The 24,989-nt window shown below is 71.3% G+C and carries 24 protein-coding genes; 5 read left to right on the plus strand and 19 right to left on the minus strand.

What is annotated here, in order from left to right; genetic code table 11:
- The first annotated feature begins 42 nt into the window (after positions 1–42).
- Complete coding sequence (locus tag AMK11_RS22195; RefSeq protein ID WP_073729742.1) at positions 43–789, plus strand: response regulator transcription factor; 747 nt, start codon at positions 43–45, stop codon at positions 787–789.
- A complete protein-coding gene (locus AMK11_RS22200) occupies positions 786–2,228 on the plus strand; it encodes a sensor histidine kinase (protein ID WP_073729743.1) in 1,443 nt (480 codons plus the stop codon). The genes AMK11_RS22195 and AMK11_RS22200 overlap by 4 nt, the downstream gene beginning before the upstream one ends.
- Here the strand turns inward: AMK11_RS22200 and AMK11_RS22205 are convergent.
- From AMK11_RS22205 to AMK11_RS22275, 15 genes are all read right to left on the minus strand, one after another.
- Complete coding sequence (locus AMK11_RS22205; RefSeq protein ID WP_073729744.1) at positions 2,219–2,617, minus strand: hypothetical protein; 399 nt, start codon at positions 2,615–2,617, stop codon at positions 2,219–2,221. The two genes, AMK11_RS22200 and AMK11_RS22205, sit on opposite strands and share 10 nt — an antisense overlap.
- Positions 2,614–2,901 carry a hypothetical protein gene (locus tag AMK11_RS22210; protein WP_073729745.1) on the minus strand — a complete coding sequence of 96 codons (288 nt, stop codon included), beginning with the start codon at positions 2,899–2,901 and terminating at the stop codon, positions 2,614–2,616. The genes AMK11_RS22205 and AMK11_RS22210 overlap by 4 nt, the downstream gene beginning before the upstream one ends.
- 66 nt (positions 2,902–2,967) lie before the next feature.
- Positions 2,968–4,356, minus strand: a complete 1,389-nt coding sequence (locus AMK11_RS22215; protein WP_073729746.1) for a DUF6177 family protein — start codon at positions 4,354–4,356, stop codon at positions 2,968–2,970.
- Complete coding sequence (gene eccCb / locus AMK11_RS22220; RefSeq protein WP_073729747.1) at positions 4,353–8,336, minus strand: type VII secretion protein EccCb; 3,984 nt, start codon at positions 8,334–8,336, stop codon at positions 4,353–4,355. The genes AMK11_RS22215 and eccCb overlap by 4 nt, the downstream gene beginning before the upstream one ends.
- Positions 8,333–9,463, minus strand: coding sequence for a hypothetical protein (locus AMK11_RS22225; protein ID WP_079187604.1), 1,131 nt, complete (start codon positions 9,461–9,463; stop codon positions 8,333–8,335). The genes eccCb and AMK11_RS22225 overlap by 4 nt, the downstream gene beginning before the upstream one ends.
- A gap of 36 nt (positions 9,464–9,499) precedes the next feature.
- Positions 9,500–10,861: a type VII secretion integral membrane protein EccD gene (eccD, locus tag AMK11_RS22230; protein ID WP_073729748.1), complete on the minus strand. Its 1,362-nt coding sequence runs from the start codon at positions 10,859–10,861 to the stop codon at positions 9,500–9,502.
- A 16-nt stretch (positions 10,862–10,877) separates the two neighbouring features.
- Positions 10,878–11,171 carry a hypothetical protein gene (locus tag AMK11_RS22235; RefSeq protein ID WP_073729749.1) on the minus strand — a complete coding sequence of 98 codons (294 nt, stop codon included), beginning with the start codon at positions 11,169–11,171 and terminating at the stop codon, positions 10,878–10,880.
- Positions 11,172–11,239: 68 nt separating this feature from the next.
- On the minus strand, positions 11,240–11,884 hold the full coding sequence (locus AMK11_RS22240) for a hypothetical protein (protein WP_198941430.1): 645 nt from the start codon (positions 11,882–11,884) through the stop codon (positions 11,240–11,242).
- Positions 11,885–11,893: 9 nt separating this feature from the next.
- Positions 11,894–14,161 (minus strand): hypothetical protein, encoded by a 2,268-nt coding sequence (locus AMK11_RS22245; RefSeq protein ID WP_073729750.1) that lies wholly within the window; start codon positions 14,159–14,161, stop codon positions 11,894–11,896.
- Complete coding sequence (locus tag AMK11_RS22250) at positions 14,158–14,550, minus strand: DUF6507 family protein (protein WP_073729751.1); 393 nt, start codon at positions 14,548–14,550, stop codon at positions 14,158–14,160. The genes AMK11_RS22245 and AMK11_RS22250 overlap by 4 nt, the downstream gene beginning before the upstream one ends.
- 92 nt (positions 14,551–14,642) lie before the next feature.
- Positions 14,643–14,954 carry a pore-forming ESAT-6 family protein gene (locus tag AMK11_RS22255; protein ID WP_073729752.1) on the minus strand — a complete coding sequence of 104 codons (312 nt, stop codon included), beginning with the start codon at positions 14,952–14,954 and terminating at the stop codon, positions 14,643–14,645.
- Positions 14,955–15,001: 47 nt separating this feature from the next.
- Positions 15,002–15,334 carry a hypothetical protein gene (locus AMK11_RS22260; RefSeq protein ID WP_031019878.1) on the minus strand — a complete coding sequence of 111 codons (333 nt, stop codon included), beginning with the start codon at positions 15,332–15,334 and terminating at the stop codon, positions 15,002–15,004.
- 152 nt (positions 15,335–15,486) lie between these two features.
- A complete protein-coding gene (locus AMK11_RS22265) occupies positions 15,487–16,377 on the minus strand; it encodes a hypothetical protein (RefSeq protein WP_079187605.1) in 891 nt (296 codons plus the stop codon).
- Positions 16,378–16,685: 308 nt separating this feature from the next.
- Entirely contained in the window at positions 16,686–16,892 is a 207-nt protein-coding gene (locus tag AMK11_RS22270) for a DUF397 domain-containing protein (protein ID WP_073729753.1), read from the minus strand.
- On the minus strand, positions 16,889–17,722 hold the full coding sequence (locus AMK11_RS22275) for a helix-turn-helix domain-containing protein (protein ID WP_073729754.1): 834 nt from the start codon (positions 17,720–17,722) through the stop codon (positions 16,889–16,891). Before AMK11_RS22275 ends, AMK11_RS22270 begins: the two co-directional genes overlap by 4 nt.
- 125 nt (positions 17,723–17,847) lie before the next feature.
- On the opposite strand from AMK11_RS22275, the gene AMK11_RS22280 reads away from it, so the two are divergent.
- Together AMK11_RS22280 and AMK11_RS22285 are read left to right on the plus strand one after the other, a co-directional pair.
- Positions 17,848–18,138, plus strand: coding sequence for a hypothetical protein (locus AMK11_RS22280; RefSeq protein WP_073729755.1), 291 nt, complete (start codon positions 17,848–17,850; stop codon positions 18,136–18,138).
- Positions 18,139–18,241: 103 nt separating this feature from the next.
- A complete protein-coding gene (locus AMK11_RS22285) occupies positions 18,242–18,898 on the plus strand; it encodes a Uma2 family endonuclease (protein ID WP_073729756.1) in 657 nt (218 codons plus the stop codon).
- Between the two features lie 80 nt (positions 18,899–18,978).
- On the opposite strand, the gene AMK11_RS22290 is transcribed toward AMK11_RS22285, so the two are convergent.
- Positions 18,979–20,814, minus strand: a complete 1,836-nt coding sequence (locus tag AMK11_RS22290) for a bifunctional metallophosphatase/5'-nucleotidase (RefSeq protein ID WP_073729757.1) — start codon at positions 20,812–20,814, stop codon at positions 18,979–18,981.
- 183 nt (positions 20,815–20,997) lie between these two features.
- On the opposite strand from AMK11_RS22290, the gene mshD reads away from it, so the two are divergent.
- Complete coding sequence (mshD, locus tag AMK11_RS22295) at positions 20,998–21,927, plus strand: mycothiol synthase (RefSeq protein WP_073729758.1); 930 nt, start codon at positions 20,998–21,000, stop codon at positions 21,925–21,927.
- A 7-nt stretch (positions 21,928–21,934) separates the two neighbouring features.
- On the opposite strand, the gene AMK11_RS22300 is transcribed toward mshD, so the two are convergent.
- The 3 genes from AMK11_RS22300 to AMK11_RS22310 are packed head-to-tail and all read right to left on the minus strand — an operon-like array spanning position 21,935 to position 24,968.
- Entirely contained in the window at positions 21,935–22,576 is a 642-nt protein-coding gene (locus tag AMK11_RS22300) for an ABC transporter (protein ID WP_073729759.1), read from the minus strand.
- Positions 22,564–24,078 (minus strand): ABC transporter permease, encoded by a 1,515-nt coding sequence (locus tag AMK11_RS22305; protein ID WP_073729835.1) that lies wholly within the window; start codon positions 24,076–24,078, stop codon positions 22,564–22,566. Before AMK11_RS22305 ends, AMK11_RS22300 begins: the two co-directional genes overlap by 13 nt.
- Positions 24,079–24,089: 11 nt before the next feature.
- The gene (locus tag AMK11_RS22310) at positions 24,090–24,968 is read right to left on the minus strand and encodes an ABC transporter ATP-binding protein (protein WP_073729760.1); all 879 of its coding nucleotides are present in this window, start codon (positions 24,966–24,968) and stop codon (positions 24,090–24,092) included.
- Positions 24,969–24,989 lie beyond the last annotated feature (21 nt).

Below are 24,989 nucleotides of genomic sequence, written 5' to 3' on the forward strand. Positions count from 1 at the left end.
GCCCGCAGCCGCCCCCGACACCGCATCCGAGGAACCCGAGCCATGAGCCCCGCAGACGGCGACCGTGACCGCGACCGCGAGATCCAGCGCATCCTGATCGTCGACGACGAACCGGCGGTCCGCGAAGCCCTCCAGCGCAGCCTCGCCTTCGAGGGCTACGACACCGAGGTCGCCGTCGACGGCGCCGACGCGCTGGAGAAGGCCTCGGCGTACCGCCCCGACCTGGTCGTCCTCGACATCCAGATGCCCCGCATGGACGGCCTGACCGCCGCCCGGCGCATCCGCGGCGCGGGCGACACGACGCCCATCCTCATGCTCACGGCCCGCGACACGGTCGGCGACCGGGTGACCGGCCTGGACGCCGGCGCCGACGACTACCTGGTCAAGCCCTTCGAGCTCGACGAACTCTTCGCCCGCATCCGCGCGCTGCTGCGCCGCAGCTCGTACGCGGCGGCGGTGGAGGCCACCGCCGAGGACGAGGACACCCTCACCTTCGCCGACCTGACCATGGACCTGTCGACGCGGGAGGTCGTGCGCGCCGGACGCCCGGTCGAACTGACCCGCACGGAGTTCACGCTCCTGGAGATGTTCATGGCCCACCCGCGCCAGGTCCTCACCCGCGAGCAGATCCTCAAGGCCGTCTGGGGCTTCGACTTCGAGCCGTCCTCCAACTCCCTCGACGTGTACGTCATGTACCTGCGCCGCAAGACCGAGGCGGCCGGCGAGCCGCGTCTCGTCCACACCGTGCGCGGCGTCGGCTACGTCCTGCGGCAGGGCGGCGCGGAGTGACGAGCCTCGCCCGCCGTGTCCGCGCCCTGCCCATCCGGGCCCGGCTGTCGCTGCTGGTGGCGTCGGCGGTGGCGCTGGCGGTCGCGGCGGCGGCGGTGGCGTGCTGGTTCGTGGTGAAGAGCGTGCTGGTCAGCTCGCTGGACGAGGCGCTGAAGGCGAACCGCATGAGCAGGCAGCAGGTCATCCAGTACGTCAATGTGCGCACCGGCGAGTGCGCCCACGACCCCGTCACCCACGAACAGAACCCCTTCGGCTCGTCCGTACAGCTCGTGGACGGTACGGGCGGGAGCTGCCTGATCATCGGCATGGAGAAGGTCCCGCTCGCCGACGCCGACCGTGCCGTGGCCGAGGGCGGGGCCAAGGACGCCCTGCACGACGCCACGGGCCCGGACGGCAAGCAGTACCGCGTCTACACCTACAACGTGCTGCCCGAACTGGGGGTCGCCGTCTCCGCCGCCCGCCCGCTGAGCGAGGTGAACAGCTCCCTCAGCAACCTCGCGCTGGTCCTCGTCTTCGTCGCCGGCGCCGGGGTCGTCGGCGCGGGCGCCGCCGGCCTCTGGGTGGCCCGGACCGCCCTGCGCCCGGTCGACGAACTGACGCAGGCCGTGGAGCACGTGGCCCGCACCGAGGACCTGACCGTCCGCATCCCGGTCGAGGAGGACAGCGAGGACGAGATCGCCCGCCTCTCCCGTTCCTTCAACAGCATGACCTCCTCCCTGGCCAGCTCCCGCGACCTGCAACAACAACTGATCGCCGACGCCGGCCACGAACTGCGCACCCCGCTCACCTCCCTCCGCACCAACATCGAACTCCTGACCCGCAGCGAGGAGACCGGCCGCCCGATCCCGGAGGCGGACCGCAAGGCCCTGCTCGCCTCGGTGAAGGCCCAGATGACGGAGCTGGCCGCGCTGATCGGCGACCTCCAGGAACTCTCCCGCCCCGACACCGGCCAGCACGAGGGCCGCACCCGCATCCTCGCCTGGCACGACGTCGTCGAGTCCGCCCTGCGCCGCGCCCGCCTGCGCGGCCCGGAGCTGACCATCACGGCGGACGTCCACCCCTGGTACGTGCGCGCGGAACCGGCCGCCCTGGAACGCGCGGTCGTCAACATCCTGGACAACGCGGTGAAGTTCAGCCCCAAGGGCGGCACGGTCGACGTACGCCTCACCGACGGCGTCCTCACCGTCCGCGACCACGGCCCAGGCATCCCCGCCGACGAACTCCCCCACGTCTTCGACCGCTTCTGGCGCTCCCCGTCCGCCCGCGCCCTGCCCGGCTCGGGCCTGGGCCTGTCCATCGTGGCCCGCACGGTGCAGCAGGCGGGCGGCACCGTCAGCCTGACGCCGGGCGAGGGCGGCGGCACGACGGCGACCATACGGCTGCCGGGCGCGCCGGTACCGCCGCCGGAGACGGGCGGGGACGGCGGGGGTCAGTGGTAGCCGAGCATGCCGGGGGAGTCGATGTCGACCGTGAGGAAGCCCGGCGGGTAAAGATCCTCCCGCCCGGTCAGGATGATCGACATGCCCCCCGAGTCCAGGTGCGGCGTGGCCACGTAGAGCGCATGGCACGTGTCGGCACCGCCCCAGCCGTCACGCACCATTCCCCCGACGGTGATGGCCGCGACCTGCCCGAGCGGATCGATCTGCAGGCCCGGAAGCGCCATGAGCGCGCCTCCGACGTTCGCCTCGCTCTCCTCGGCTTTCATGAGGCACAGCGCCGGGAGGTGCAGCCAGTCACCCGGCGTGTGCGCGACGTTGTCGGCGAGGCGATGGAGCGCTTCGTGGCCACGGGCGAGCGCCAGAGCCGCGTCCGCGTCAAGGATGATCACGCAGCGCGCTCCCCACGGGCCCGGGTCTTGTCCGCCGCCATCGCGTAGATGTTGGCCAGCACGTTCGGTCCGCTGTCGAATTCCTCGTCGCTGAGGGTGCAGCCCAGCCGTTCACGCAGCACCTTGCGCGTGGTCGCCACCCGCTCCGCGATCTGCTCCGCCGTCGGCTGCTCCGAGGCCAATTGCTCGACCAGCTGGCCGAGGGTCATGCCCCGCTCCTTGGCGACCTGCGCGAGGTGGTCGCGGGCCTGGCGCGACACCTGAATGGTCGTGTTCTCTGCCATGGCTCCACCATAGCCACACCACAACCCAGCAGGCCGCCGTCCGTCACTCCCTTCACCCGAAGGTGCCTACGGCGCCCCACCGGCTTGACTCCGTGACCTCTCCCCCCGCGGCAGCAGCCGCCCGGCCAGGTCCCGGAACCGCCCCCAGGCCGCGGCGTCCGTTCCGTCGCCCAGCGGGTAGTGCCGTACCGCCGCCTCCGCGGGGTGACCGAGGCGTTCGGCCTCCAGGCGGCCGAGGGTGAACGTGACGGGCAGTGGCGCGGCCTCGGGGCGGGCGGGCACGGTGAGGTCGCGGCGCGCGGCACGGAGGGAAGCGAGCAGCGTGACGAGGCCATGCCCGGCGTCCAGTTCCGCGGCCAGCCCGGACAGCGCGTCCAGCGGCACAGCCTCTCCCTCGCCGTAGCCGAAGGCCACGCTGATGTCCTCCTCCACTCCCGCCGGTGTGCGCAGCACTCGGACCGTGGCGAGCGCGGGGCGGTCGGGTGTCCCGACGACGACCAGCCAGGTGGGCCGGGGCGCACGGGCCCGCGCCAGGTCGGTCAGCTCACGGGGAGACCAGGGGAGGTTGACGGGTTCGGCGGTGCTCCAGCCGGCGGGCGGGCCTCCGGTCAGGTGCCGGAACGCCGTCTCCAGAGCCCGGCCCAGTACGAGATCGGCGTCGGGGTCGTGGCGGGTGCGCAGGGTGAGGAGCAGCTGCCGTTCACCGGTGACGGTGGCGGTCGTGAAGGGGGCCGCGGGCGAGGCCTTCCCGTTCTCGTCGCGTACGGGCGTGAAGGTGCCGCCCTTCCAGTGGAGTACGGCGCCGGACAGACCGTCGTAGTAACCGTGCTCGGGGTCCTGGACCACCCAGCGGTTGGGCAGGCCGTGCAGCGCCGTGCGGGTGGGCAGGGTGAGGCGTGCGGTGGGCGGGGTGACGATCTGCAAGGCACGCTCGCTCTCGGTCGCCGTGCGCAAGGCGTCGGAGAGCCAGCTGGTCAGAGGGACGAGCGGGCGGTCCTGGATGACCACGGCGGTGGTCGGGGTGAGCACGTCCACGGCGGGAGTGCCGGTGGCGGGCACCGGCACGGCGGAGACGTCACCGGACAGCGGCACCACCTCGGTGGTCGCGGCCTCCGGCGGCCAGACCGTGCCGCCGAGCACGGTGGCCAGCCGCCCCGCGAAGGACCCCGCGAGCCGCCCGGCCTCGGCGACCGCCGTGGAGGCCCGTGCCTCCGTCCACCACACGGGCGCATCCCGCCCGGTGTCGCCCAGCAGCCGGGACGTCTCGCCGGGCACCTGCACCAGGATGGGCGCCTCCACCGCGACCAGGGGACGTCCGTCGGGTGCGCGGAGCTGGACCACCGCCCCGTCGGCGAGGGTGTCTACGCCCAGGTCGGGGCCGCCTGCGTAGAGGCCGGCCAGGAGGGTCGGCAGGTCGGGCATGGCGGGGGTGAGGGCGACGACGTCCTTGGTCACGGGGTCTCCTCACCTGTGAGGGCGGTCTGGATCAGCTGGTGGGGACGGCCGCGCCGGACGAGGGTGCCCCGGCCCGGCGGCTGCGGCGTGAGGTACAGACCGGGGAAGATCTGGCCCTCGGTGCGGTCGCCGGTCATCAGGAGGGTGGTCGTGCCTGTCTCGCGCAGAGCGGTCAGCAGGGGCTCGTAAAGGGCCCGGGACGATCCGGCGGCCCGGCGGGCCACGACGAAGTGCAGGCCGATGTCCTGGGCGGACGAGACGTAGGGCAGGAAGGGCGCCAGGGGCTGCTGGCCGGCGGTCGTGAGGATGTCGTAGTCGTCGACGAGGATCACGATCCGCGGCCCGGTGAACGCCGGTTCGTCCCCGGGCAGGGCGTCGGGGTCCGCGGTGTCCGGCAGGCGTTTGTCCAGTTCGGCGGCGATGCCGGTGGACAGGGCCGCGGCGAGCTTGGCGTTGTGGGCGTAGCCGCCGCGGTAGGGCTCGGGGATCGCGCCGCGCAGTCCGCGCCGGGGGTCGTAGACGCCGAAGACGAGGTCCTTGTCGGAGTGGAGCTCGACGAGCCGTCCGGCGATCAGCTTCAGCAGGTTGGTCTTGCCGCACTCGTTGTCGCCGAGGATCAGCAGGTGCTGGTCCTGGCCGAAGAGGTCGAGCAGCGCGGGGGCGAGGGCGTCCTGGTCGACGCCGAGGGGTATGCGGTGCGGCTCGGCCGCCGGGGACGGGAGCCGGGCGGCGGGCAGCCGGGTGGGCAGGACGCGGACGGGCGGGGCGACGTCGCCGTGCCAGGAGGCCCGGAGGGTGCGCGCGGTCCGTTCGAGGGCGGGGCCCAGGTCGTCGGTGACGGCGCGGCCGTCGATGCGGGGCAGCGCGGTGTGGGCGAACAGCTTGCCGTCGGTCAGCACGCGGCCCGGCACGTCCGGGGCCAGGGTCTCGGACAGCTTGCGGTCGATGGAGGAGTCGGCGGGGTCGTTGAGCCGCAGCTCGACACGCGTGCCGAACATCGACTGGGTGGCGATGCGGACGTCGTTCCAGCGCAGCATGGCGGCGACGACGTGCACTCCGTAGCCGCCGCCCCGCTTGAGCAGGTCGGTCACCGCGTCCTCGAGATCGGCGAACTCGTCCCGCAGGGCACCGAACCCGTCGACGAGGAGAACCACGTCGGTGGCGCCCAGCTCGGGGAGCCTCCCCTGGGCGCGCAGCTGCCGCAGCCGGTCGACGGAGTCGATCCCGTGCTCGCGGAACACTTCCTCCCGCCGGGCCAGCATCGCGCGCACCTCGGCGACCGTGCGGGCGGCCCGCTCGTGGTCGGCACGTCCCGCGATGCCGCCGACGTGCGGGAGCCCGGCGAGGGCCGACAGACCGCCCCCGGCCAGGTCGAGGCCGTACACGGCGACGTCCTGCGGGGTGTGGGTGAGCGCCAGGGAGAGGGCCAGGGTGCGCAGCAGCGTGGTCTTGCCGGACTGCGGTCCGCCGACGACCGCCGCGTGGCCGCCGACGACCGTGAGGTCCAGCAGCCAGGGCCGCTGATACTGCCGGGCCGGGTCGTCGACGGTGCCGAGCGGCACGCGCAACGGCCCGGCCGTCTCGGCGAGGCGCAGGCCCCCGGGCCCGGCGCGCAGCGGACCCGCGGCGCCGTCGAGGGTCGTCGCCTCGGGCAGCGGTGGCAGCCAGATGCGACGCACCGGGGCCCCGGCCGCGGCGAGCTGATCGACCATGACGGACAGGACGGTCGGCCCGGTCTCCCGCCTGGTCGCGACCGGTTCGTCGACCGGCTCCGTCCCGGACTCCTCCGGTGCGCCGTAGACCGGGTAGGGGCGGGCGAGCGGCTCGTCGGCGCGTTCCTCGCGCGGCGTCGGACCGCGGTAGGCGCCGGAGACGTACCCGGCCTTGAACCGCTCGTAGGTTGAGGTGTCGACCTTCAGGTAGCCGAAGCCCGGCAGCGGCGGCAGGTGGAAGGCGTCGGTGGTGTCGAGGACGGTGCGGGACTCGTCGGCGGAGAACGTGCGCAGTCCCAGCCGGTACGACAGGTAGGTGTCCAGGCCCTTGAGCTTGCCGCCCTCGATGCGCTGGCTGGACAGCAGCAGGTGCACGCCGATGGAGCGGCCGATGCGGCCGATGGACAGGAACAGGTCGATGAAGTCGGGCTTGGCGGTGATCAGCTCACCGAACTCGTCGATGACGACGAAGAGATGCGGGAGCGGCTCCAGTTCCGGCCGGGTCGTGGCGCGCAGGGCCGCGTAGTGGCCGATGTCGGCGACGTCCCCCGCGTCCTTCAGCACCTGCTGACGGCGCTGGACCTCACCGGCGAGGCTGGAGTGGACGCGTTCGACGAGGCCGGCCCGGTTCTCCAGGTTGGTGATCACACCGGCCACGTGCGGGAGCCGGGCGAAGGGCGCGAAGGTGGCGCCGCCCTTGTAGTCGACGAGCACCAGGGCCAGGTCGTCGGGCGAGTGGGTGGTGGCCAGCGCGAGGACGAGGGTGCGCAGCAGTTCGCTCTTGCCCGAGCCGGTGGCACCGACGCACAGGCCGTGCGGCCCCATACCGAGCTGCGAGGACTCCTTGAGGTCGAGCAGTACCGGCTCGTGCCGGTCGGTGAGCCCGATCGGCACGCGCAGGAAGTCCCGCTCGCCGCGTGGCGCCCAGAGCCGGGTCAGGTCGAGGGCGGCCGGGTCCTCGATTCCGAGCAGTGCGGGGAAGTCGACCGGGCCGGAGACGGGAGTGCCGTCGGCCGCGGACTCCGCGGACAGCCGCAGCGGGGCGAGCATGCGGGCGATGCCCTCGGCGCCGGGGACGGTGACGTCGTCGACGGTGCCTTGGGTGGCGGCGTCTCGAGTGGTGCCGCGCAGATCGTCGACGACGACGCGGTCACCCTCGACGGTGATGCGCACGCTCACCTGGTCGGGCTCGTGCACCTGCTCCCGCAGCAGGTGCAGCACGGTGACGCCCATGGCCGCCGGGCCGACCGCCGAGTCCGGCAGCGGAAGGTCGGAGGCGGTGTCGCCGTAGGAGTCGTTGATCACGAGCAGCCGGCCGGTGAGGCGCAACGCGTCCGGCCCCGACAGTCCGCGCCGCACCTCGGCGGCGTAGGCGGCACGCTGCCGCAGATCGGGCAGGCACAGCCGGGCGAGCCGGACGAGATCCGGGGCGATCCGCCGGGCGGCGACCGGACCGTCGTACGTCTGCGGGTCGAGGACGTGCGGCAGCCACTTCGCCCAGGCCCACTCGTGCTCGTCGCCGGTGGCGAGGGCGAGCGAGACGTCGTCGGGCGCGTGCGTGACGGCGGTCTGGACGAGCAGCGCCCGGGCGACGCGCAGTACGTCGTCGCGCTCACCGATGACGGTGACGTTGCCCGCCCGGTCCAGCGGCACCGTGAGCGGGAAGTCGGCGGCGGTGGCGAAGCGGCCGCGCAGCGCCCGGGCCTCGTTGAGCATGAACGGGTCCGGCGGAGTGAGCACCCCACCGGCCTGGTTCTGCCCGATGGCCAGTTCCTGGACGGGTACTTCGCCGCTGCCCAGCCGCGGATGCAGGAAGTCGGCGTCGCCGCGGCGGCGTTCCCACAGCCGTGCCGGGTCCCGGACGAGGTCGTACAGCGCCTCGGGCGGCGGGTTGAGTCCGCGGGCCGCACGTCGCCGCTGCCGTTCCTCGCCTCCCAGTTCCTCCCGCAGTTCCTCCAAGTACTCCAGATACCGCTCGCGCTGCACGCGCCGCGTGCGCTGGGCCTTGCCGCGCTGCGACAGGAACAGCGCCACCGCGCCGAACAGCGCGGCGACCAGCACCACGGCACCGACCACGGCGAACCGGCTGTTGCGGATGACGGTCATCAGCACGACCGAGCTGATCACACCGGCCATCGGCAGCAGGGCGGTGGCCGCGTTGCCGACCTTGCCCTCGGGCAGGTTCGGCGGCGGCTCGATCGTGCGCGGCCCGGCGGGGGCGGCGGGGCGGGTGGAGCGCGCCGGACGGTGGACGAGTCGCCGGGTCATCGCACCCTCACCGCCCGCCGCATCACCTCGGCGGCCAGACGGACGGCCGCGTCCCGGGTGTCGCGGGCCAGTTTGGCGGTGTGGATGGGGCCTCCTTGGGCCAGGTGCCGGTCGTAGGGCAGGGCGACCACGGTCACGCCGGGTTCGCGCAGGTGCGCGGCGGCCGCCTTGGTGTCGAGCGTGGCGTCGGGAGTGGCGGCGCTGAGCGCGACCACGGTCGAGGCGAGCGCCGAGTGGGGGAGGCTCGCCAGCCAGTCGAGCACCTGCCGGGTGCCGTGGACGCCTTCGGCGGTCATCGGCGCGACCACCACCCGGGCGTGGGCGGTGTCCATCGCCGTACGCGCCACCTCGCCCGGGAGCGTCTCGCAGTCCACGACGGTGACCGCGAAGTACCGGCGCAGGGCGAGGGTGACGGTGCGGTAGGTGGCCACGTCGAGCGGAGCGCCGACCCGGCCCTGCCCGGCGGGCAGCAGCCAGCCCCCGTCGGCCACGGGCACCAGGTAGCCGGTGACGTCGGTGAGCTGCATGGCCGGGGTGAGGATGCGGGCGAGATCACCGGCCGACCAGCGCACCGACTCCGCGCCCATGCGCACCGGCAGCGTGCCGAGGGCGGCATCGGCCTCCAGCGTCAGGACCGGGTCCTGCCGGTAGTGGTTGAGGGTGCGGCCGAGCAGCGCCGAGACGGTGGACTTGCCGACCCCGCCCCGGATCGAGGTGACGGCGACGACCCGGCCGGTGGTGACGGGCTGCTGCAGTTCCTCCGCGTACCGCGTCTGTTCGGCCACTTCCCGCCCGGCGGACGCGGTGAGCCGCCGCAGGCCGGCCCCGGCCCGCCGCGCGGTGGAGTCACCGTGCCGGGGGCGGCCGAGGGCTATGGCGAGGCGGGGGTCGATGGTGGGGAGGGACTCGGGGGCGGGGGCCGGGGAAGAGGCGGCGGGCGCGGGTGTCCGGGGGTCGCGGGTCTGCGGGGAGGCGGAAGCCTTGGACCGCACCTCGGGCCGGACCTCGGACCGAGGCTCGGACCGCGCCCCGGGGTCGGCCGAGTGTGAGGCACCGCCCCCGGACTGCGGGCCGTCCGTCAACTCCCGCACCAGATCCCGCTGCCAGTCACCGTCACCCGTCGTCATACCGATCCCCACCCCGCGTCCGCTTCCCGCCAGTCCTCAGGCGAAGGTGTCGAGAAGCCGCGCGTAGACGCCGAACGCGCCCAGGAGCAGCGGCAGCAGGGCGATCACCGCGACGGACTCCAGCACGTCACCGACCCGCCGCAGACGCACCCGGACGTGCTCGGCGGGCTCCACGGTGAGCACCAGCAGCGGCAGCAGGGCCAGCAGGCCGAACACCGCGAGGGGCCCGGCCGCCCCCGCGTACTCGCTCCACAGCACGACGAGCCGTACGGCGACGACCGCGGCGGCGGCGAACAGCACCACGACCTCGACGGCGAGCGGGAACGTGCGGGCCCGCAACGCGAGCGCGACGGTCACGGCGACGGCGACCAGTACCGTCCACACGGAGACCGTGCGCAGCACCAGCAGGCCGCCCGCCCCGGCGGACACGGCGAGAACGACCGTCGCGAGCACCAGCCCGCGGTGGGTGGCGGCGAGCGCGGTGGAGACGTCGTAGCGGCTCACGGACGTTCCGGCGGCCCGCCGGTCGTCCAGGGCCGTGAGCCCGGACGCCATCAGTGCCAGCCGCGGCAGCACACCGAGTACGACGACGCAGACCACGGCCGCGACCGCACCGGCGCGCGCGGAGTCGTCCTGCAACGCCAGCACGGCTTCCCACAGCACGAGGCACCCGGCGAGCGCACCGCCCCCGACCAGCGCACCGCGCCCGAGCGGCGTGACCCACCCGGCGAGCAGGAGCACGACGGTCACAGCGGCACCGACACCCGCCAACCGCGCGGCTCCGCCCCACCCATTGGCGTCGGCACCGGCCCACGCCCCGAGGCAGGCCAGAACGGCCGCGGTGACCAGCAGCGTCACGGCCGGCGCCTGCCGCCGCGCCCGCCCGCACAGCACCCCGGCCGCCGCGCACAGCAGCGCGGCGACGAGCGCACCCGCACTCGCGCCGACGGCGGAGAACTCGCCGCGCGCGAACACGGCTGCGGCGAGGGCGAAAAGAACCGTCGCACCCCCGGCGACGGCACGGCGCACGGCAGGCCGCCAGCGCCACGCCCGCACGTCGAGATCATCGGCGACTTCGTCGGTGACGTCGTGCACGACGGGCGCGGAGGGAGCGTCCTCGGCCCGCACCAGCCGCAGCACGGCACCGTCCGGCACGCCGGCCGACTCCAGAGTGCCGTCGTGCGCGAGGGCGGACCCGTCCGGCAGCACGAGGTGCCGCAACTCCGGCCGCTCCCCCACCCGGTCGTCCAGCAACCGCATGACCTCGGGCAACAACACCCCGACGGGCTCCCGCGACGGCAACACGAGATCCACCCGACGCCGCTCACCGACCAGGGTGACTCTGCTGAGCGCGGTGCGGTTCGCGGCCGCGGTACGGCTCAGGGACCCCGTGGACATCACGTGTTCGAACCTATCATCGTATAGAAGCCGTTACCGAAGGTGACGGCACAGCGGTCGCGCCCCTCGAGATCGGCCGCTCCGAAGCCCGGTACGGGTCCTCTCCGATGACCCGGTGCGCCACGAACGACCACCCCACGCACCCGGCACACACCACCGCCGCGATCACGATCCCGGCGACCACCTTCCCCAGCCGCTCGTCGACGGACCGCCGCTGCCGCTGGGCACCGAAGAGAAGCGCGTCTCGGATGCGCCGGCGGCGGACGGAGACGGACTCGAGGAGCTGGTTGTCGTAGTCGTGGGCGGTCATGGTGCATACCTACTCGGTCCATTGGGGCGTTCGGTTGTGAGCCATGCGCGGCCACCCCTGAGCCTCGCTCAGAGTTTGTCAGTAACGTTCGGGCCAGTCCCGTCGTCAAGCGCGTCGGCAGTCGCGATTCCAAGGTCCGTCGCGGACCCGAAATATGTGGCCTCCCCGGGTTCGGCCCGCACCCCCAGCACCGCATTGAGCTCCTCCAAGGCATCGGCAAGACGGGGAGCGTTGTGTTGGTAGATCTGGGGATGCGGCCTGCCGGCGAAGTCGAACCATGCCCAGATGTCATGGTGAACCAACACCTCAGCCGATAGGCCGACCGGAGCAGGCGAGACGGAAAGCTCGATAAGTCGAGGTTCGCGACGGGCCATACCGTTCGCGTCGATCCAGCTCCCCGCACCGATCACGTGCAGGTCATCGACTTCAGCGTTGGGAAACCCCGAGGGACGGGTGTTGACAACTCGCTCCGGAAGCAGCTCGTCACCGAGCGGCACCGTTAGAGACAGTCTGGTCGTCACACCGATACCGCCGGCGTCGAGCACATACCATCCATACTCAAGGCTGTGCGGAGTCAGCAGTTCGCGCTTTCGAAGAACCTCGGCCATTGTCGCCGCCGTTGCCAGCGCGGACTCCAAGCCCGGAGCAGCTACTTCTTCGAGATCCCAAAACCATGAACCGCATTCGCGTGGGGCACGCATAAGAGTCGACATAGATGTTCCTTACGGGAAGACAGGGCCGTTGGGCGGAACGGTGACAGACCCGTCCGTGAACCGCAAATGGAACGTGGCACCTGCTCTCCTGGCCTGGAATTCGACTACGGTCAGCATCTTAGCGTTGAGGTCCGCCATCGACTGATGCACATCCAGAACAGCAATCTTTGCGTCGGCGACACCCCCCACGAGCTGATCAGCTGCTTTTTTGCTCGCACTCTTGATGCCGGCGATGGTGTCGACATCTTTGAGCTGGTAACCGTAATGAGGTGTCCCGTCCGCGCGAAGCGTGGTGACGTCGAGATCAAGGCCGGTCACTTCGTCTTTGAGCTCGAAGGCCATGTCATTGAAGCCTCGACTCTGCAACTCTGTCGCGTGACTCAAAGCCATGTGCGCCGCGGGGAGCATGCTCTTGCTTGCTTTACTAGCCCCCTGCTTACACATTCGCAGTATCTCGTCATAGTTCTTAACCCCTCTGAGGTGTCCCCGCGATACAAGGTCTGCGATATCGGACCCGAACTGATCCTTTCTGAGGGTCCTAAGGACGCGAGCCTGATCCTCCGGAGGTATTTTGGCTCTTTGAAGTTCCTCGAGTACGCCCGGTTCCTGATCAGGAAGCATTGGCCCGGAAGGTGAACCCGAAGTCGCCGCCCCTTGGCTGTATCTCTCCGGTTCGATGCCATCGAGAAGCACGCGTGGTGCGCCACCCCTCCCTCCACCCCCAGGCGGCGGTGCGACATTGGCGCCGCTTCCCGCCAGGCCGCTTGAGCCATCAGCGGTGGCGCTCGTGGGATGCCCCGGTGATCGTGGCTCGACGTCGCCGCCGTGACCGGCCGAGACCTGTCCGCCGCCGGAGCCCGACGGCCCGTCCCGACCTGGCCCGCGCGCCACATGGTCTCCCAAGTGCGCGGCCGCCTCTGATGGCCTGACCCCGGCAAGTTCCCTTTCTCGCGTCCACTCGGGTGTGGCCTGGGTTTCGACGGAGCGTTCCCGCGCGGGCACGCCTGTGACAACTTCACCGTTCTTTCTGATCACGATGCTGCCGTCTTCGATGACGAGGACAGTGCGACCGGTCGCGTCAGTGTGCTCCAGGACGCTGGTAACGGTGCGTGACGCTGGGAGGTAATCGGCGCCACGCAGTCTCTCCGTCACCGCTGCGATCCGAGGCATGGCGATTCCCGTCACCTTGGCCGCCGCGCTGACCGGGTCAATTGCGTCGCCGACCTTGGCAACGGTCGCCGCGACCTTGGCCGTCGTACCTGCCTTGCCGGCCGAGGCCACCTTCAGCGGACCGACGCCCAGGGTCAGAACGTTGAAGACCACCGTGGCGGATGCCCGCGCAGGGTTCTCGGACCACATGTCCCAGGCAACCAGGGACTTGCCGAACTCCTTGGCGTACACCTTGCTGCCCTGAGCGAATTCGGTAGCCCATATCCCCTCAGGCTCCTGACCGCCGGCCTCCATGAGGTAGGTCTCCGCGCCGACGACCACCCGGGCGAGGCCGGACCACGTGTCCTTGAAGGCTTGCTCACCGTTCATGCCGGACATCGAGAGAATGCCGTCGACCGTGCCCCAGACGTTGTCGACGATCAGCCCGTCCCACACAAAGCTCTTCACCGTGTGCTGGAGGTAGTAGTCGAAGTCGTCTATGTCCCACCAGTCGTGGTGCTGGGTCACGGGAGTGCCCCAGGGAAGCTCCTCCGCCTGATCCAAGACGTCCGTGCTGTAGCCGTAGAGGTGCGCTCCGAGGGGCACGAACTGTTTGGCGCCCGTGTTCAGCACGTACTGCGTGCCGCCGACCAGAGCCGTGATCTTGTTGTTGCAGGCAATCTCGGCCGCCGCGAAGGCGTGCTGCGCGGCGTTCACGTCGTGCAGCAGCGCTCGGTGCTCATCGACCTTGTCGGCGTCCTTGGCCCACTTCTCGTCGATCTCCCCGGTACTCGTCTTCAGCCCCGCGACAAAAGTGGCTGCCTGGCTCTGCAACTGCTGCAGCCGCTTGGCGATGGGAGCCACCTCCGCCGCGTAGGTGCGCAAGGCATCAGCCACCGTGGCGAGCTTGTCCCCGAAGCTGTCCGCGGCGTCGCGTGCCGGTGCCGTGGAGGCGAACAGGTCCTCGGCCTCCGGCGCCTCGTAGAAGGCCGAGAGACCCTGGAACTGCCGATGCGCCTCCCCGCCCGCCTGACGGACACCGTCCGACTCGTCGCGCAGTGCGTCGATGTGCTGCTCAAGCTGTCCCAGGTCCCCCGTGAACAGCGGAATGGCCGCCGGCTCGATCACAGGCGGCCGGCCTTCCAACCGCCCGGCATGTCCGGTCGCACAAGGCCCGAGGTCCGCCGCTGCAACTCGGCGGCCATTTCCAGATCGCCGTCCTGGTACGCGGTGGTGGCCACAACCGCGCCGTTGAGCGACCTGCCCACGCGCACCCCGATGAACTGCACTTCCTCCGCAGTCCCCTCGATGAACTCGGCGAGCGCCGCAGCCACCAGCCCGGCCTGCCCCTTGTGCTCTCCACCGGCCCCGCCGGGAGCGAGGGTTCCCGCCGATGTGGCCGCCCCCTGCACATCGGCGGAGTAGGCCTGGACGATTTCGTCGAGGACCGTCAAGACGTCCCCCACGTTCGAGACGACCGTCCCGACCCCGGTCGGAGATATATCCCATCCCGGCATGACTTTCCCCCCTTGTTCTGCCTGTCCCCGTCATCGCACGGCTGCCGACGCCGATCGCTGGATCGCCCGCCAACACGCCGCGCGGCAGCGCCTCACCCGATGTTGTCCACGGCCGCCCGCGCCTTGGCCAGCGTCGACTGGGCGGTGCCGTCGTTCTGCTCCATCGTCGTGCGGACCAGGCGGATGATCTCGCGTACCTCGGTCGCGGCCCGGTTCCACCGGACCTCCTTGCCGTGGTACTCGTCCGAGACGCCGTCGGCCTGGAATTCGGCCATCGCGGCCTTCACGGCTCGGTCGCGGTCGGTCAGTACGCGTTCGAGCTGGGCGATGACCCCGTGCAGGCTGGTCTGGACGTCGGCCGAGGCGCCGGTGTCGTACGAACGGCGGTCCAGATTCTGTCCCATGTTCAACTTCCCCCTTGGAAACGGTGACGGCTCTGCGGGCTCCGGCTCTACCGAGCGCCGAAGCGAGCCGCGTCGAAGTTGGCGGTGCCCATGTTCTGGTGGGCGTTGCCCTCCAGCTCCTGATCACCGGTGCCGAAGGCGGTGTCCATGCCGGACTGCCCGCCCAGGATCGCGTTGAGCGAGCCGTTCAGGTCGTTGGTGATCTCGTCGGCATGCAGCTTGAACCTGTCGAAGGCCGCCTTGCCCGCGCCGTTGAACTTCCCCTCCAACGGCTCCGCCGCCTGGATCAGCCACGTGATCAACGTGCCCAGGTCGTCCACCGAGCCGACCGTGCTCTTGCCGAGATCCGACAGAGTCGTCGAACCCATGTCGAACTTCATCATCCACCCCCGTGTATCACTCAAACCCCATGATCTCGAACATCTTTACGCGCAGCGGGTTGCAGGCGCAACGACAAAGCACTCACGTGGCGCGAAGCCGCCGCAGAACTGGCTACCTGTCAACGCCCAGAAGACCCGAGCTGCGTAGACCCCTAACTTGCCCGCCACATCAGCGGTTCCGTCTGCTCCTCTTCGCTCTCGAAGGACACCATGACCGGCCGATCACCCTTGGGCAGCAGGTGGACGCTGCAGAGAGTCACAGTGGAATGCGGTTCCAGTCGAGTGTTCGGAATGGTGCCGCGGCACTGGTCGACACCCTGCCCCTGACGCGCACCTGAAGGGGACAAGTCAACCAGGGACAGCGGCTGCACTTCTTGGCCAGCGGCACTGCGCAGGCCCACGCCTTCGTCCATGACCGGCAGAACCTTCACCGAGCCATCGTTGCGGTACTCCATGGTGACGTACCAGGGAACAAGGTTCTTCGATTCACCAGACAGGTCGTAGTCGCCGAGATCGGCCAGAGTCCCGGCACGGATACTCTTCGGAGTGACCCGCAAGGGAGCGCTGCCCCCCTTGGTGTCCTTCCATGAGGAATCAGCAGTTTCGCCCGCATCGAGCAGGCCCGCATCGTCGCCCTCACCGTCGCCGACCTTCCACAGGAGCGTGTCGCCGGCTTCGTCCGAGTAGGCCACCGTGGCGGGCGTACGCCCCTTTGGCAGCATCACCAATTGGCACACAGTCGCCGTGGCACCCGCCGGAATCATCTTCGCGCCGGACTTACCACATTTTTCCACCGTGTCGCCGCTTGACCCGGTAGCAAGGAAATTCGTGTTCCAGAGGGAGATCGCCTCACCGGGGGTACCGTCCGAGAGGGTCACGGTGAAGTTCGCTTCTGGCTTGGGCTGGGGCACAGCCTCCGAGCCGCTGTTGATGTAACTGACGGTCAGGTAATACGGGACCGTGTTCTTGAGGTCATCGTCCAGGCGCACATTCGCGAGGTCGGCAGCGGGCCCCCGCGCAAGCCGTTTGGGAGCAACCTTCATCTGGTAAGTACCGTCCCGGCCGCTCCACGTAGCTTGCCGGATGGTCGTGTCGACCGGAAGCGCTACTGGTGCGGGAGATTCCCCGGCCCTTCCTCCGTTACCGGGCGCCGAGCCGCCTGCCCCGCACCCGGTGACGACAAGAGCGAAGAGCCCGGCTCCCGCAATGTGCCCCACCATCCTGTTGGCCCGCATGTGCACCCCCGTGCGCGTCGATGTCCTGATCGCAGAATGATCAGTTTACGTCCAGGTGACGACACCGTTGATGACAGCAAGTGCGGGAGGTACAAGGCTGCTACGTCAGAACTGACTCACCACGCGGACTTCTTGGCCTCCCGAACGAACAACGCCCACGAAGTCTCGCGGAAGACCAGCACCCGCCCCTCCGGCACCTTGCTGTCCCGGACCGGTACGAGGTCAGGGCAGCCGTCGGCGACCTCGACGCAGTTCGTGCCGCCTCCGTCGCTGTAGGAGGACTTGCGCCAGCTCAGGGTGGTGAGGTCAGGGAGTCGGTTCATGGTGTGCGCTCCTCCAGAAGGCCCTTGATGAACGCCATCGACTCCACCGGAGTCAGAGCCGCGTCCCTGACCAGATCGTAGGACAAGCGAAATGACAGGACCTTGTCCGGATCGTCGATCAACTCACCGAAACCGTTGCCCTCCACGTAGGCAACGGGATCGCCGACTCGTTGCCACAGGAGCCAGAGGTGGCTGTCCATCAGGTCGTGCACACCTGCCGTGTAGGGCAGCACCTGGAGCGCGACGGACGGCAGTTCCGCCGCGTGCAGGAGGTACGTCAGCTGATCCCGCCACACCTTCACGTCCGGGACCCGTCGCCGCAGCGCCCCTTCGTCCAGGATCACTCGGACACTCGGCGCCGGCCAGCGGTGCAGCAGCTCCTGACGCCCCAGGCGCAGCGCCACCTGTTCCTCTACCGCCTCGCCGTTGCCCGCCGTTGTCTGCGCGCCGGACAACCCCGACAACACCGTCCGAGCGTAGTCCTCGGTCTGCAGCAGCCCTGGCACGCGAAGCTGGAAGAGCCACATGACCCGGGCTGTCGCCTCCAGTTCCATGAACGCCTTGTACTTGTCCTTGATGACTTCCTTGTGCGCGTCCCTCCATAGGCGAACCAGGAGGTCACCCGTGTCGTAGTACCTGTCCAGGTCCTCCATCACCGCGCGTTTGGAGAGCCGTTCCCCCTTCTCCAAGCGGTACAGGTAGCTCTTGTCGTACGACGTCTCCTCCGCCAACTGCCCGAGCGATCTGCCTGCCTTCTCGCGCAGTATCCGGAGCGTCTGTCCGAGCTCGGCCCGCCTCGACTCCCGTGCCGCACCCGGGCTTTCAGTCATGTCGCCCCTCCCCGTTGTCTGGCCCGCAGACAACGCCGGGCCTATTCCGCAGCGTACGACGAGGCGGTGACGATCGACGCACGATCGGTAATCACCACCGGTCAGACGCCGAGAGGACATGAGCCATGAAGTCGTCGCCACTCCGCCTCCTCCCCTGGACCACCCCCGAAGGCAACCCCTGCTACCTGAGCACCGACAACGACGACAGCCGGCTCTCCCGGCTCGCGGACGACGTCGAGGAGGCGCTGGTGGAGTCGGGGGAGGAGGTGCTCGCGGGGGCCAGGGCCGTGCTCGGGGACCGGCGGGCCGGGGAGCGGGCGGTGCGGTGCGCGTTGGCGAGGGCGACCGAGGCGCTTCAGGACGTGCTCCGGATCGCGGTCAGTCGGGGCGGGCGGATCCGCCACCCGGTCGAGTGATCCGGCCTGGTTTCCGCTGATCAGCCGTATCACCGTACGTAGCGTGACCGCGCTGCTTGTCCCTGGAGTACGCCCAGCCCACACTTGAGGAGGTGACGCCACCATGACCGCTCTTGCGCACGAGAGGCCTGAGACCATGTCCGATTCCGGGTTCACAGCGATCGGGTCGGAGAACGGGCTCGACCTGGACGAGGTCGTGTGGCAGGCGTGGAAGGCCATGGAACTCCCGGAGGGCTACCGCGCCGAGATCATCGAGGGAGCCATCGAGGTGTCGCCCACCGGCCGCCTGTCCCATGCCCGGATCGTGAACCGGCTGCGCAACGCGCTGGTGCGTTTCCTGGGGGAGGGCGAGTACTCGGCGTACCAGGACGCCAATGTCATTTTCCGGCGCAAGGGCTGGATTCCCGACCTCTTCGTCGCGCCGGAGGAGCTGGAGCCCTACGCCGACGAGGACGGGCTCGGTGTGGACGCGGCGGCGGTCCGGCTGGTGGTGGAGGTCGTCTCTCCCGGGAAGCGGAACGAGGACCGGGACCGGGTCAGGAAGCGCCGCGAGTACGCCCGCGCGGGGATTCCGGTGTACGTGATCGTGGATGACCATGACGCACAGGGCACCGTCACCGTGCTGACCGAGCCCCGGCCCGACAAGGGCGACTGGCTGGGGGTCGTGCGGGTGCCCTACGGGACGGACGCCGAGATCCCGAAGGGGCCCGCCATGGGTTTCGTGATCGGTGAGGCGATCACCGGGCCCAAGCGCGCCTGAGCCCCCGGGACGGAAACGGAAGAGGGGCCCGGCATCCGCACCCCTGCGGACACCGGGCCCCTCTCCCAGACGCGCAGCGCCTACTGCACGACCGTGATCCGGTCCGCCGCCGGAGGCGCGATCGGGTCGCTGGCCGACGAGTTGGCCGTCAGGTACTGCTCCAGGGCCGTCAGGTCGTCCGCGCCGACCAGTTCGTTCGTACCCTCGCCCAACGTTGGGAAGCCGTCGCCGCCGCCCGCGAGGAAGCTGTTGGAGGCGACGCGGTAGGTGGCCGACGGGTCGATGGGCGCGCCGTTCAGGCGGATGGAGTCCGTGACGACCCGGTCCGCGCCGGACTTCGTCAGGTCCAGGGTGTAGGTGAGGCCGGAGGAGATCTGGAGGATCTTCGGGGAGGCCTCGTTCGGGCCGGTCACCTGTTCCTTGAGGACCTGGATGAGCTGGGCGCCCGTGTAGTCCTTCAGGTTCACCGTGTTGGCGAAGGGCTGGACGGTGAAGCCCTCGGCGTAGGTGACGACTCCGTCGCCCTCGGCGCCCGAGGCCGCGTAGGTGAGGGGCGCGCGGACGCCGCCCGGGTTCATCAGGGCCAGGTCGGTCTCCGGGTCCAGGGACTTGCCGTGGGCGAGTTGCGCGTCGGCGATCAGGTCGCCCAGCGGGGACTCGGTGCCGCCCCGGTCGATGTCGCCGGAGATGTGGCCGATGGCGCGGTTGCCTATGGGGGCGGCGAGTGTGCTCCACTTGTCGATCAGGCGCGTCATGTCCGGCGCCTTCGGGACGTCCCGCGTCACCACGTGGTTCGCCGACTTCACGGCCGTACGGGCGATGTCACCCGTCGCGCGGTCGTAGGTCAGCGTCGTGTCCGTGTAGAGGCGGCCGAAGGACGACGCCGAGGTGACCATGCGGGGCTTGCCCGCCGGGTCGGGGATCGTGCAGACGTACGCCGCGTGGGTGTGGCCGGTGACCAGCGCGTCCACCTGCGGCGTCACGTTCTTCGCGATGTCGGCGATCGGGCCGGAGATGCCGTCGCCGGCGCCCGGGGAGTCGCAGTCGTAGTTGTACGAGGAGGAGGCCGGGAAGCCGCCCTCGTGGATCAGGGCGACGATGGACTTCACGCCCTGGCGCCGGAGCACGTCGGCGTACTTGTTGATCGTCTCGACCTCGTCCTTGAAGGCCAGGCCCTTGACGCCCTCCGCCGAGACGATGTCCGGGGTGCCCTCCAGGGTCACGCCGATGAAGCCGACCTTGACGCCCCGCTGCTTCCACACCCAGTAGGGCTTCAGGATGGGCTTCTGCGTCTTCTCGTCGAGGACGTTCGCCGCCAGGTAGGGGAAGTCGGCGCCCTTGAACTCCTTGCCGGTGTAGCAGCCGTCGGTGGGGTGGCAGCCGCCGTTCTGGAGGCGGGCCAGTTCCCTGGCGCCCTCGTCGAACTCGTGGTTGCCGACGCTCGTCACGTCGAGGTCCAGCTTGTTCAGGGCCTCGATGGTCGGCTCGTCGTGGAAGAGGCCGGAGAGGAGGGGGGACGCGCCGACCATGTCGCCGCCGGCGGCGGTGATGGAGTAGCGGTTGCCCTTGCGCGCCTCGCGCAGGTGGGTGGCCAGGTACTCGATGCCGCCCGCGTCGATCGTCTCCGTCGTGCCGTCCGGCTGGATCTCGGTGACCCGGCCGGAGGAGCCGGCGGGCGGTTCGAGGTTGCCGTGCAGGTCGTTGAAGGAGAGGAGCTGGACGTCCTGGTAGCGGCCATGACCGTGGCCGTGACCTCCATGGCCGCCGTGGCCCCGGTGGTTCCCGGCCGTGCTCGCCGACGCCGGCAGTGTCGCCGCGGCGAGCGCGCCCGCCGTGACGACGGTGGCGGCGACGGCGAGGAGACGGGTCGTACGGCGTCCGCGGCGCGGATGGTGCGACTGTGCTGTGGCTGGCATGCGCCCCCCTGTGGGTGTGCGTGAGCGCGAGCCGCTGAGGAGACGGCTCGTCGGCGCGAAAGCCTAGAGTCAACGCGCGTAGCGCGACAGGGGGTGACGGGTTACATCCTGGTGTACCTGCGCATCGGGCCGACTCCTGCGACCACCGCCCCTTTGCCGCACCCGCCCTTTACCCTCGTACGCATGACCAGCGACGACACCGTGCGGCCCGGCCGCTCCCGTTCGATCGACACCCTCTCCGAACTCGCCCCGGAGCAGACGGAGGCCGTCCTCGCCCTGCTCGCCGAGGCCGCCCGGTACGACGGTCAGCAGGCCGTGTCCGAGCAGGGGCGGCTGCAACTGCGCGGTCCGGCGCGGGAGGGCGTCTCGCACCTGCTGCTCACCCTCGACGGCGGCGAACTCGTCGGCTACGCCCAACTGGAGGGCACCGACCCCATCGAGCCCCCGGCCGCCGAGCTGGTCGTCCACCCCTCGCACCGGGGGCAGGGACACGGGCGGGCGCTGGGCTCCGCGCTGCTCGCCGCCTCCGGCAAGCGGCTGCGGATCTGGGCGCACGGCGGCCACTCCGCCGCCCGGCACCTCGCTCAGGTGCTGGGGCTGACCCTCTTCCGCGAACTGCGGCAGATGCGGCGCCCGTTGGACGGCCTGGAGCTGCCCGATCCGCGCCTGCCCGAGGGCGTGACCGTGCGGACCTTCGTGCCCGGCCGGGACGACGCGGCGTGGCTCGCGGTGAACGCCGCCGCCTTCGCCCACCACCCCGAGCAGGGCTCGCTCACGCAGCGCGACCTCGACGACCGCAAGGCCGAGGCGTGGTTCGACCCGGAGGGGTTCTTCCTGGCGGAGCGGGACGGAGAGCTGATCGGCTTCCACTGGACCAAGGTGCACGCCGAGGAGCGGCTCGGTGAGGTGTACGTCCTCGGCATCCGCCCCGACACCCAGGGCGGCGGCCTCGGCAAGACCCTGACCACCATCGGCCTGCGGCACCTGGCGGAGCGCGGGCTGCCCACGGCGATGCTGTACGTCGACGCCGACAACACGGCGGCGGTGTCCGTCTACGAACGCCTCGGGTTCGGCACCCACGAGACGGACCTGATGTACCGCACGGAGTCCTGAGGCGGCCTCACCGGACGCGCCCGCCGCGCCGCCCCACCGGCTCCGGTCCGCACACCGCCCACGCCACGGCCACCACCGCCAGCAGCACCGCCCACCGGTCGTGGGCCTCGGGCCACCGCGGGTCCTCGGCGGGGACGAACAGCGCCCAGCTCTCCGGCGCCAGCAGGGGCGCGGCGACGGCCGCCAGGAGCAGGGCCGCCACCACCGCCGGGCCGGGGCGTGCCTCGTCCGTCAGCCGTACCGCGGCCGCGGCGGCCGCGAGGGCCAGGACGCCCACCGCCGCCGCCTCCAGGGTGATGTCACCGGCCGGGGGCCGGGACGCCGACGGGGCGATCAGCAGTACGGCCGTCCACCACAGGACGGCGAGCGGGGCGACCAGGGCCACCCGCAGCGCCTGCCGCAGCGGACGCGGGACGGGGACCGGTGTGGTGAGGTGGCGGGCCGGGTCGTCCAGGAGGAAGGCCAGGCCGAGGGCGCCGATGAGCGCGACGCCACGGAGCAGGACGAGCGTCTGCCAGGGGGCGGGCTCCGCGCCCGTCAGGGCCGGCGTGGCCGCGGCCAGCAGGCCGAGTGCTCCGGCGGCGGCCAGGGCCGGCCACGGGAGCGTGCGCCACACGGGGACGACCAGGGCGCGCGTCACTCCTCGCACGAGTCCGAGTCCCCCTTGTCCGGCCCCTTCACACCCAGCAGCTCGGCCGCGCGGGCCGTGGTGACGCCCGGGGCGGTCAGCTCGGCCCAGTGCTCCTTCACCCGCCGGCCGACACCGCTCGGCGGGTTCTCCAGCAGCCGCCGTACGACGTCCGTCTGGCCCTCCGTCATGGACAGCGGGTCGGTGGGCGACAGGACGATGGCCGAACCCCTCACGCTGTCGTCCAGCCGGACCCGGCGCAGGGCGTCCATCGGGTCGTCCTGCCAGGAGAGGGACAGCCACATGGCGGTGACCATCCGCCCGTCGCACAGCTCGCTCCCGGCCGCCTCCGTCCCCGCGACGAGCACGGCGGCGACGGCGCTGGAGAACTCGGGGACGCGGTTGCCGCCCCAGGCGGTGCCCACGGTGACCTGGCCGGGCTCGGTGAGCGGCGGGAGCGCGGCGTCGCCCTCCAGCCCGTACCGGGCGTCGATCCGCTGCCGTACGACGATCCGCCGCTCCCCGGCCGTACCGCCCGCCAGGGACTGGACCCGCTCGACGACACGGGCCCAGGTGCCGACGCGGGGGACCCACTCGTCGAAGGCGCAGTACGTCGATCCGCCCCGTTCCACGCACGTCTGCTCCGGCCGCACCGAGGCCCGCTCCCGGGCCGCGGTCAGCTCCGGCGACGGCGCCACGCCCCGGGCCTGGAGGACCCCGCCCGTCACGGCCAGCGCGAGGGTGAGCGCGACGCCCGCCCGGACGGCCAGGTTCCGTCCGCCGGAGAGGAGGACGGCGAGGAAGGCGGCGCACAGGGCCGCGCCCGTCAGGTACAGGGCGTGCCAGGCGGCGGGCCGGCCCAGCAGTTCGGAGGGCAGGGTGTCCACGCTGATCGCGGCGACGACCGGCGAGAGCCAGGAGGTGCCGTCCGTGCCGCTGGGTCCCGTGCCGAGCGCGAACGCGAACAGCAGCAGCACCACCGTGAGCGGTCCGGCGAGCGGCGACCGCAGCACCCGCGCCAGCAGCACCCCGAGCATGCCGAACAGCAGCACCGTCAGCGGTCCGACGGCCAGCTCGGCGGGCGAACCGTGCCCGACCGCGCCCGGCTTGAGGGCCGCCCAGGTGAACTGCCCGGCCACGCACACCGCGGTGAGCAGGGCGGCCGGTACGACGGACAGCGCGTGGGCGGCCGTGCGTTGCCAGGCCGGCATGACCTGCACGGCGAAGTGCGGTTCGGTGCCGTGCCGCTGGGACCGCAGCATCGCGAAGTTGACGCCGACCAGGACCGCCAGGCCGACGAACATCGGCATGCTCTGGGTGGCGCGGTCGGCGTCCTGGAGGGCCGGGTAGCCGTCCCAGGCACTGCGGCCGCGCCAGATGATCCAGGCGATGTAGCCGAGGAAGACCAGCACGACGGGGATGCTCGTCAGCATCCGGCGGGCCTCGAACCGCGCGAGGGCGAGCACGGCCTTCGCGCCCGCCCCGCGGGGACCGGCGTCCACGGTGTCCGGGGCGGTCGTCATCAGTACGGTGCTCACGCGGCCACCTCCGCGTCCGTGCCCGTGCCGGTGCCGGTGCCGTCGAGGGCGAGCAGGTAGCCGTCCTCGAGCGTGGGCTCGACCAGTTCGGCGCCCTCGGGCGGATCGCCCACGTTCCGGAACGACCCGTCGCCCGTGCGCCACCCGGCCTTCGCCCCCGCGTCGCGCGCCGCGCCGCTCCACACGCGTCCGGCGGCCCGTGCGGTCAGCTCGGCCGGGGTGCCGTCGAAGCGCACCGCGCCGGCGGCCATGACGACCACCCGGTGGCAGAGCATCGCCACGTCCTCGGTCTGGTGGGTGGAGAGCAGCACGGTGCGTCCCTCGCCCGCCCCGGCGATCAGTTCCCGGAAGCGCATCCGCTGCTCCGGGTCGAGGCCCACGGTGGGCTCGTCGAGGACGAGGAACCCGGGGTCGCCGACGAGCGCGGCCGCGAGCGCGACCCGCTGCCGCATCCCGCCGGACAGCTTCTTGATCTTCCGCCCGCGCACGTCGCCCAGCCCGACCTCCTCGAGTACGCGCCGCACCTCGCGGTGGCGGGCGGCACGAGGCGTCATCTCCTTCAGTACGGCGACGTAGTCGACGAACTCGAACGCCGTGAAGTCCGGGTGGAAGCCGGGCGTCTGCGGCAGGTACCCGAGCCGCCGCCGCACCTCCTGGCGCCCGCGCGCGCTCCCGGGGTCGTGCCCGAGCACGGTGAACGCGCCTCGGTCGGCGGGCACGGCGGTAGCGAGCACCCGCAGGAGGGTGGTCTTCCCGGCGCCGTTGGGTCCGAGCAGCCCGGTGACGCCCGGGGTGAGCCGCAGCGACACGTCGTCGAGGGCGCGGGTCCGGCCGTAGGAGAGGCTGAGCCCGGAGGCGGAAACGGTGGGGGTCATACGGCACTCCCGTGCGAGAAG

Source organism: Streptomyces sp. CB02414, from assembly GCF_001905385.1.
Classification (GTDB): Bacteria; Actinomycetota; Actinomycetes; order Streptomycetales; family Streptomycetaceae; genus Streptomyces.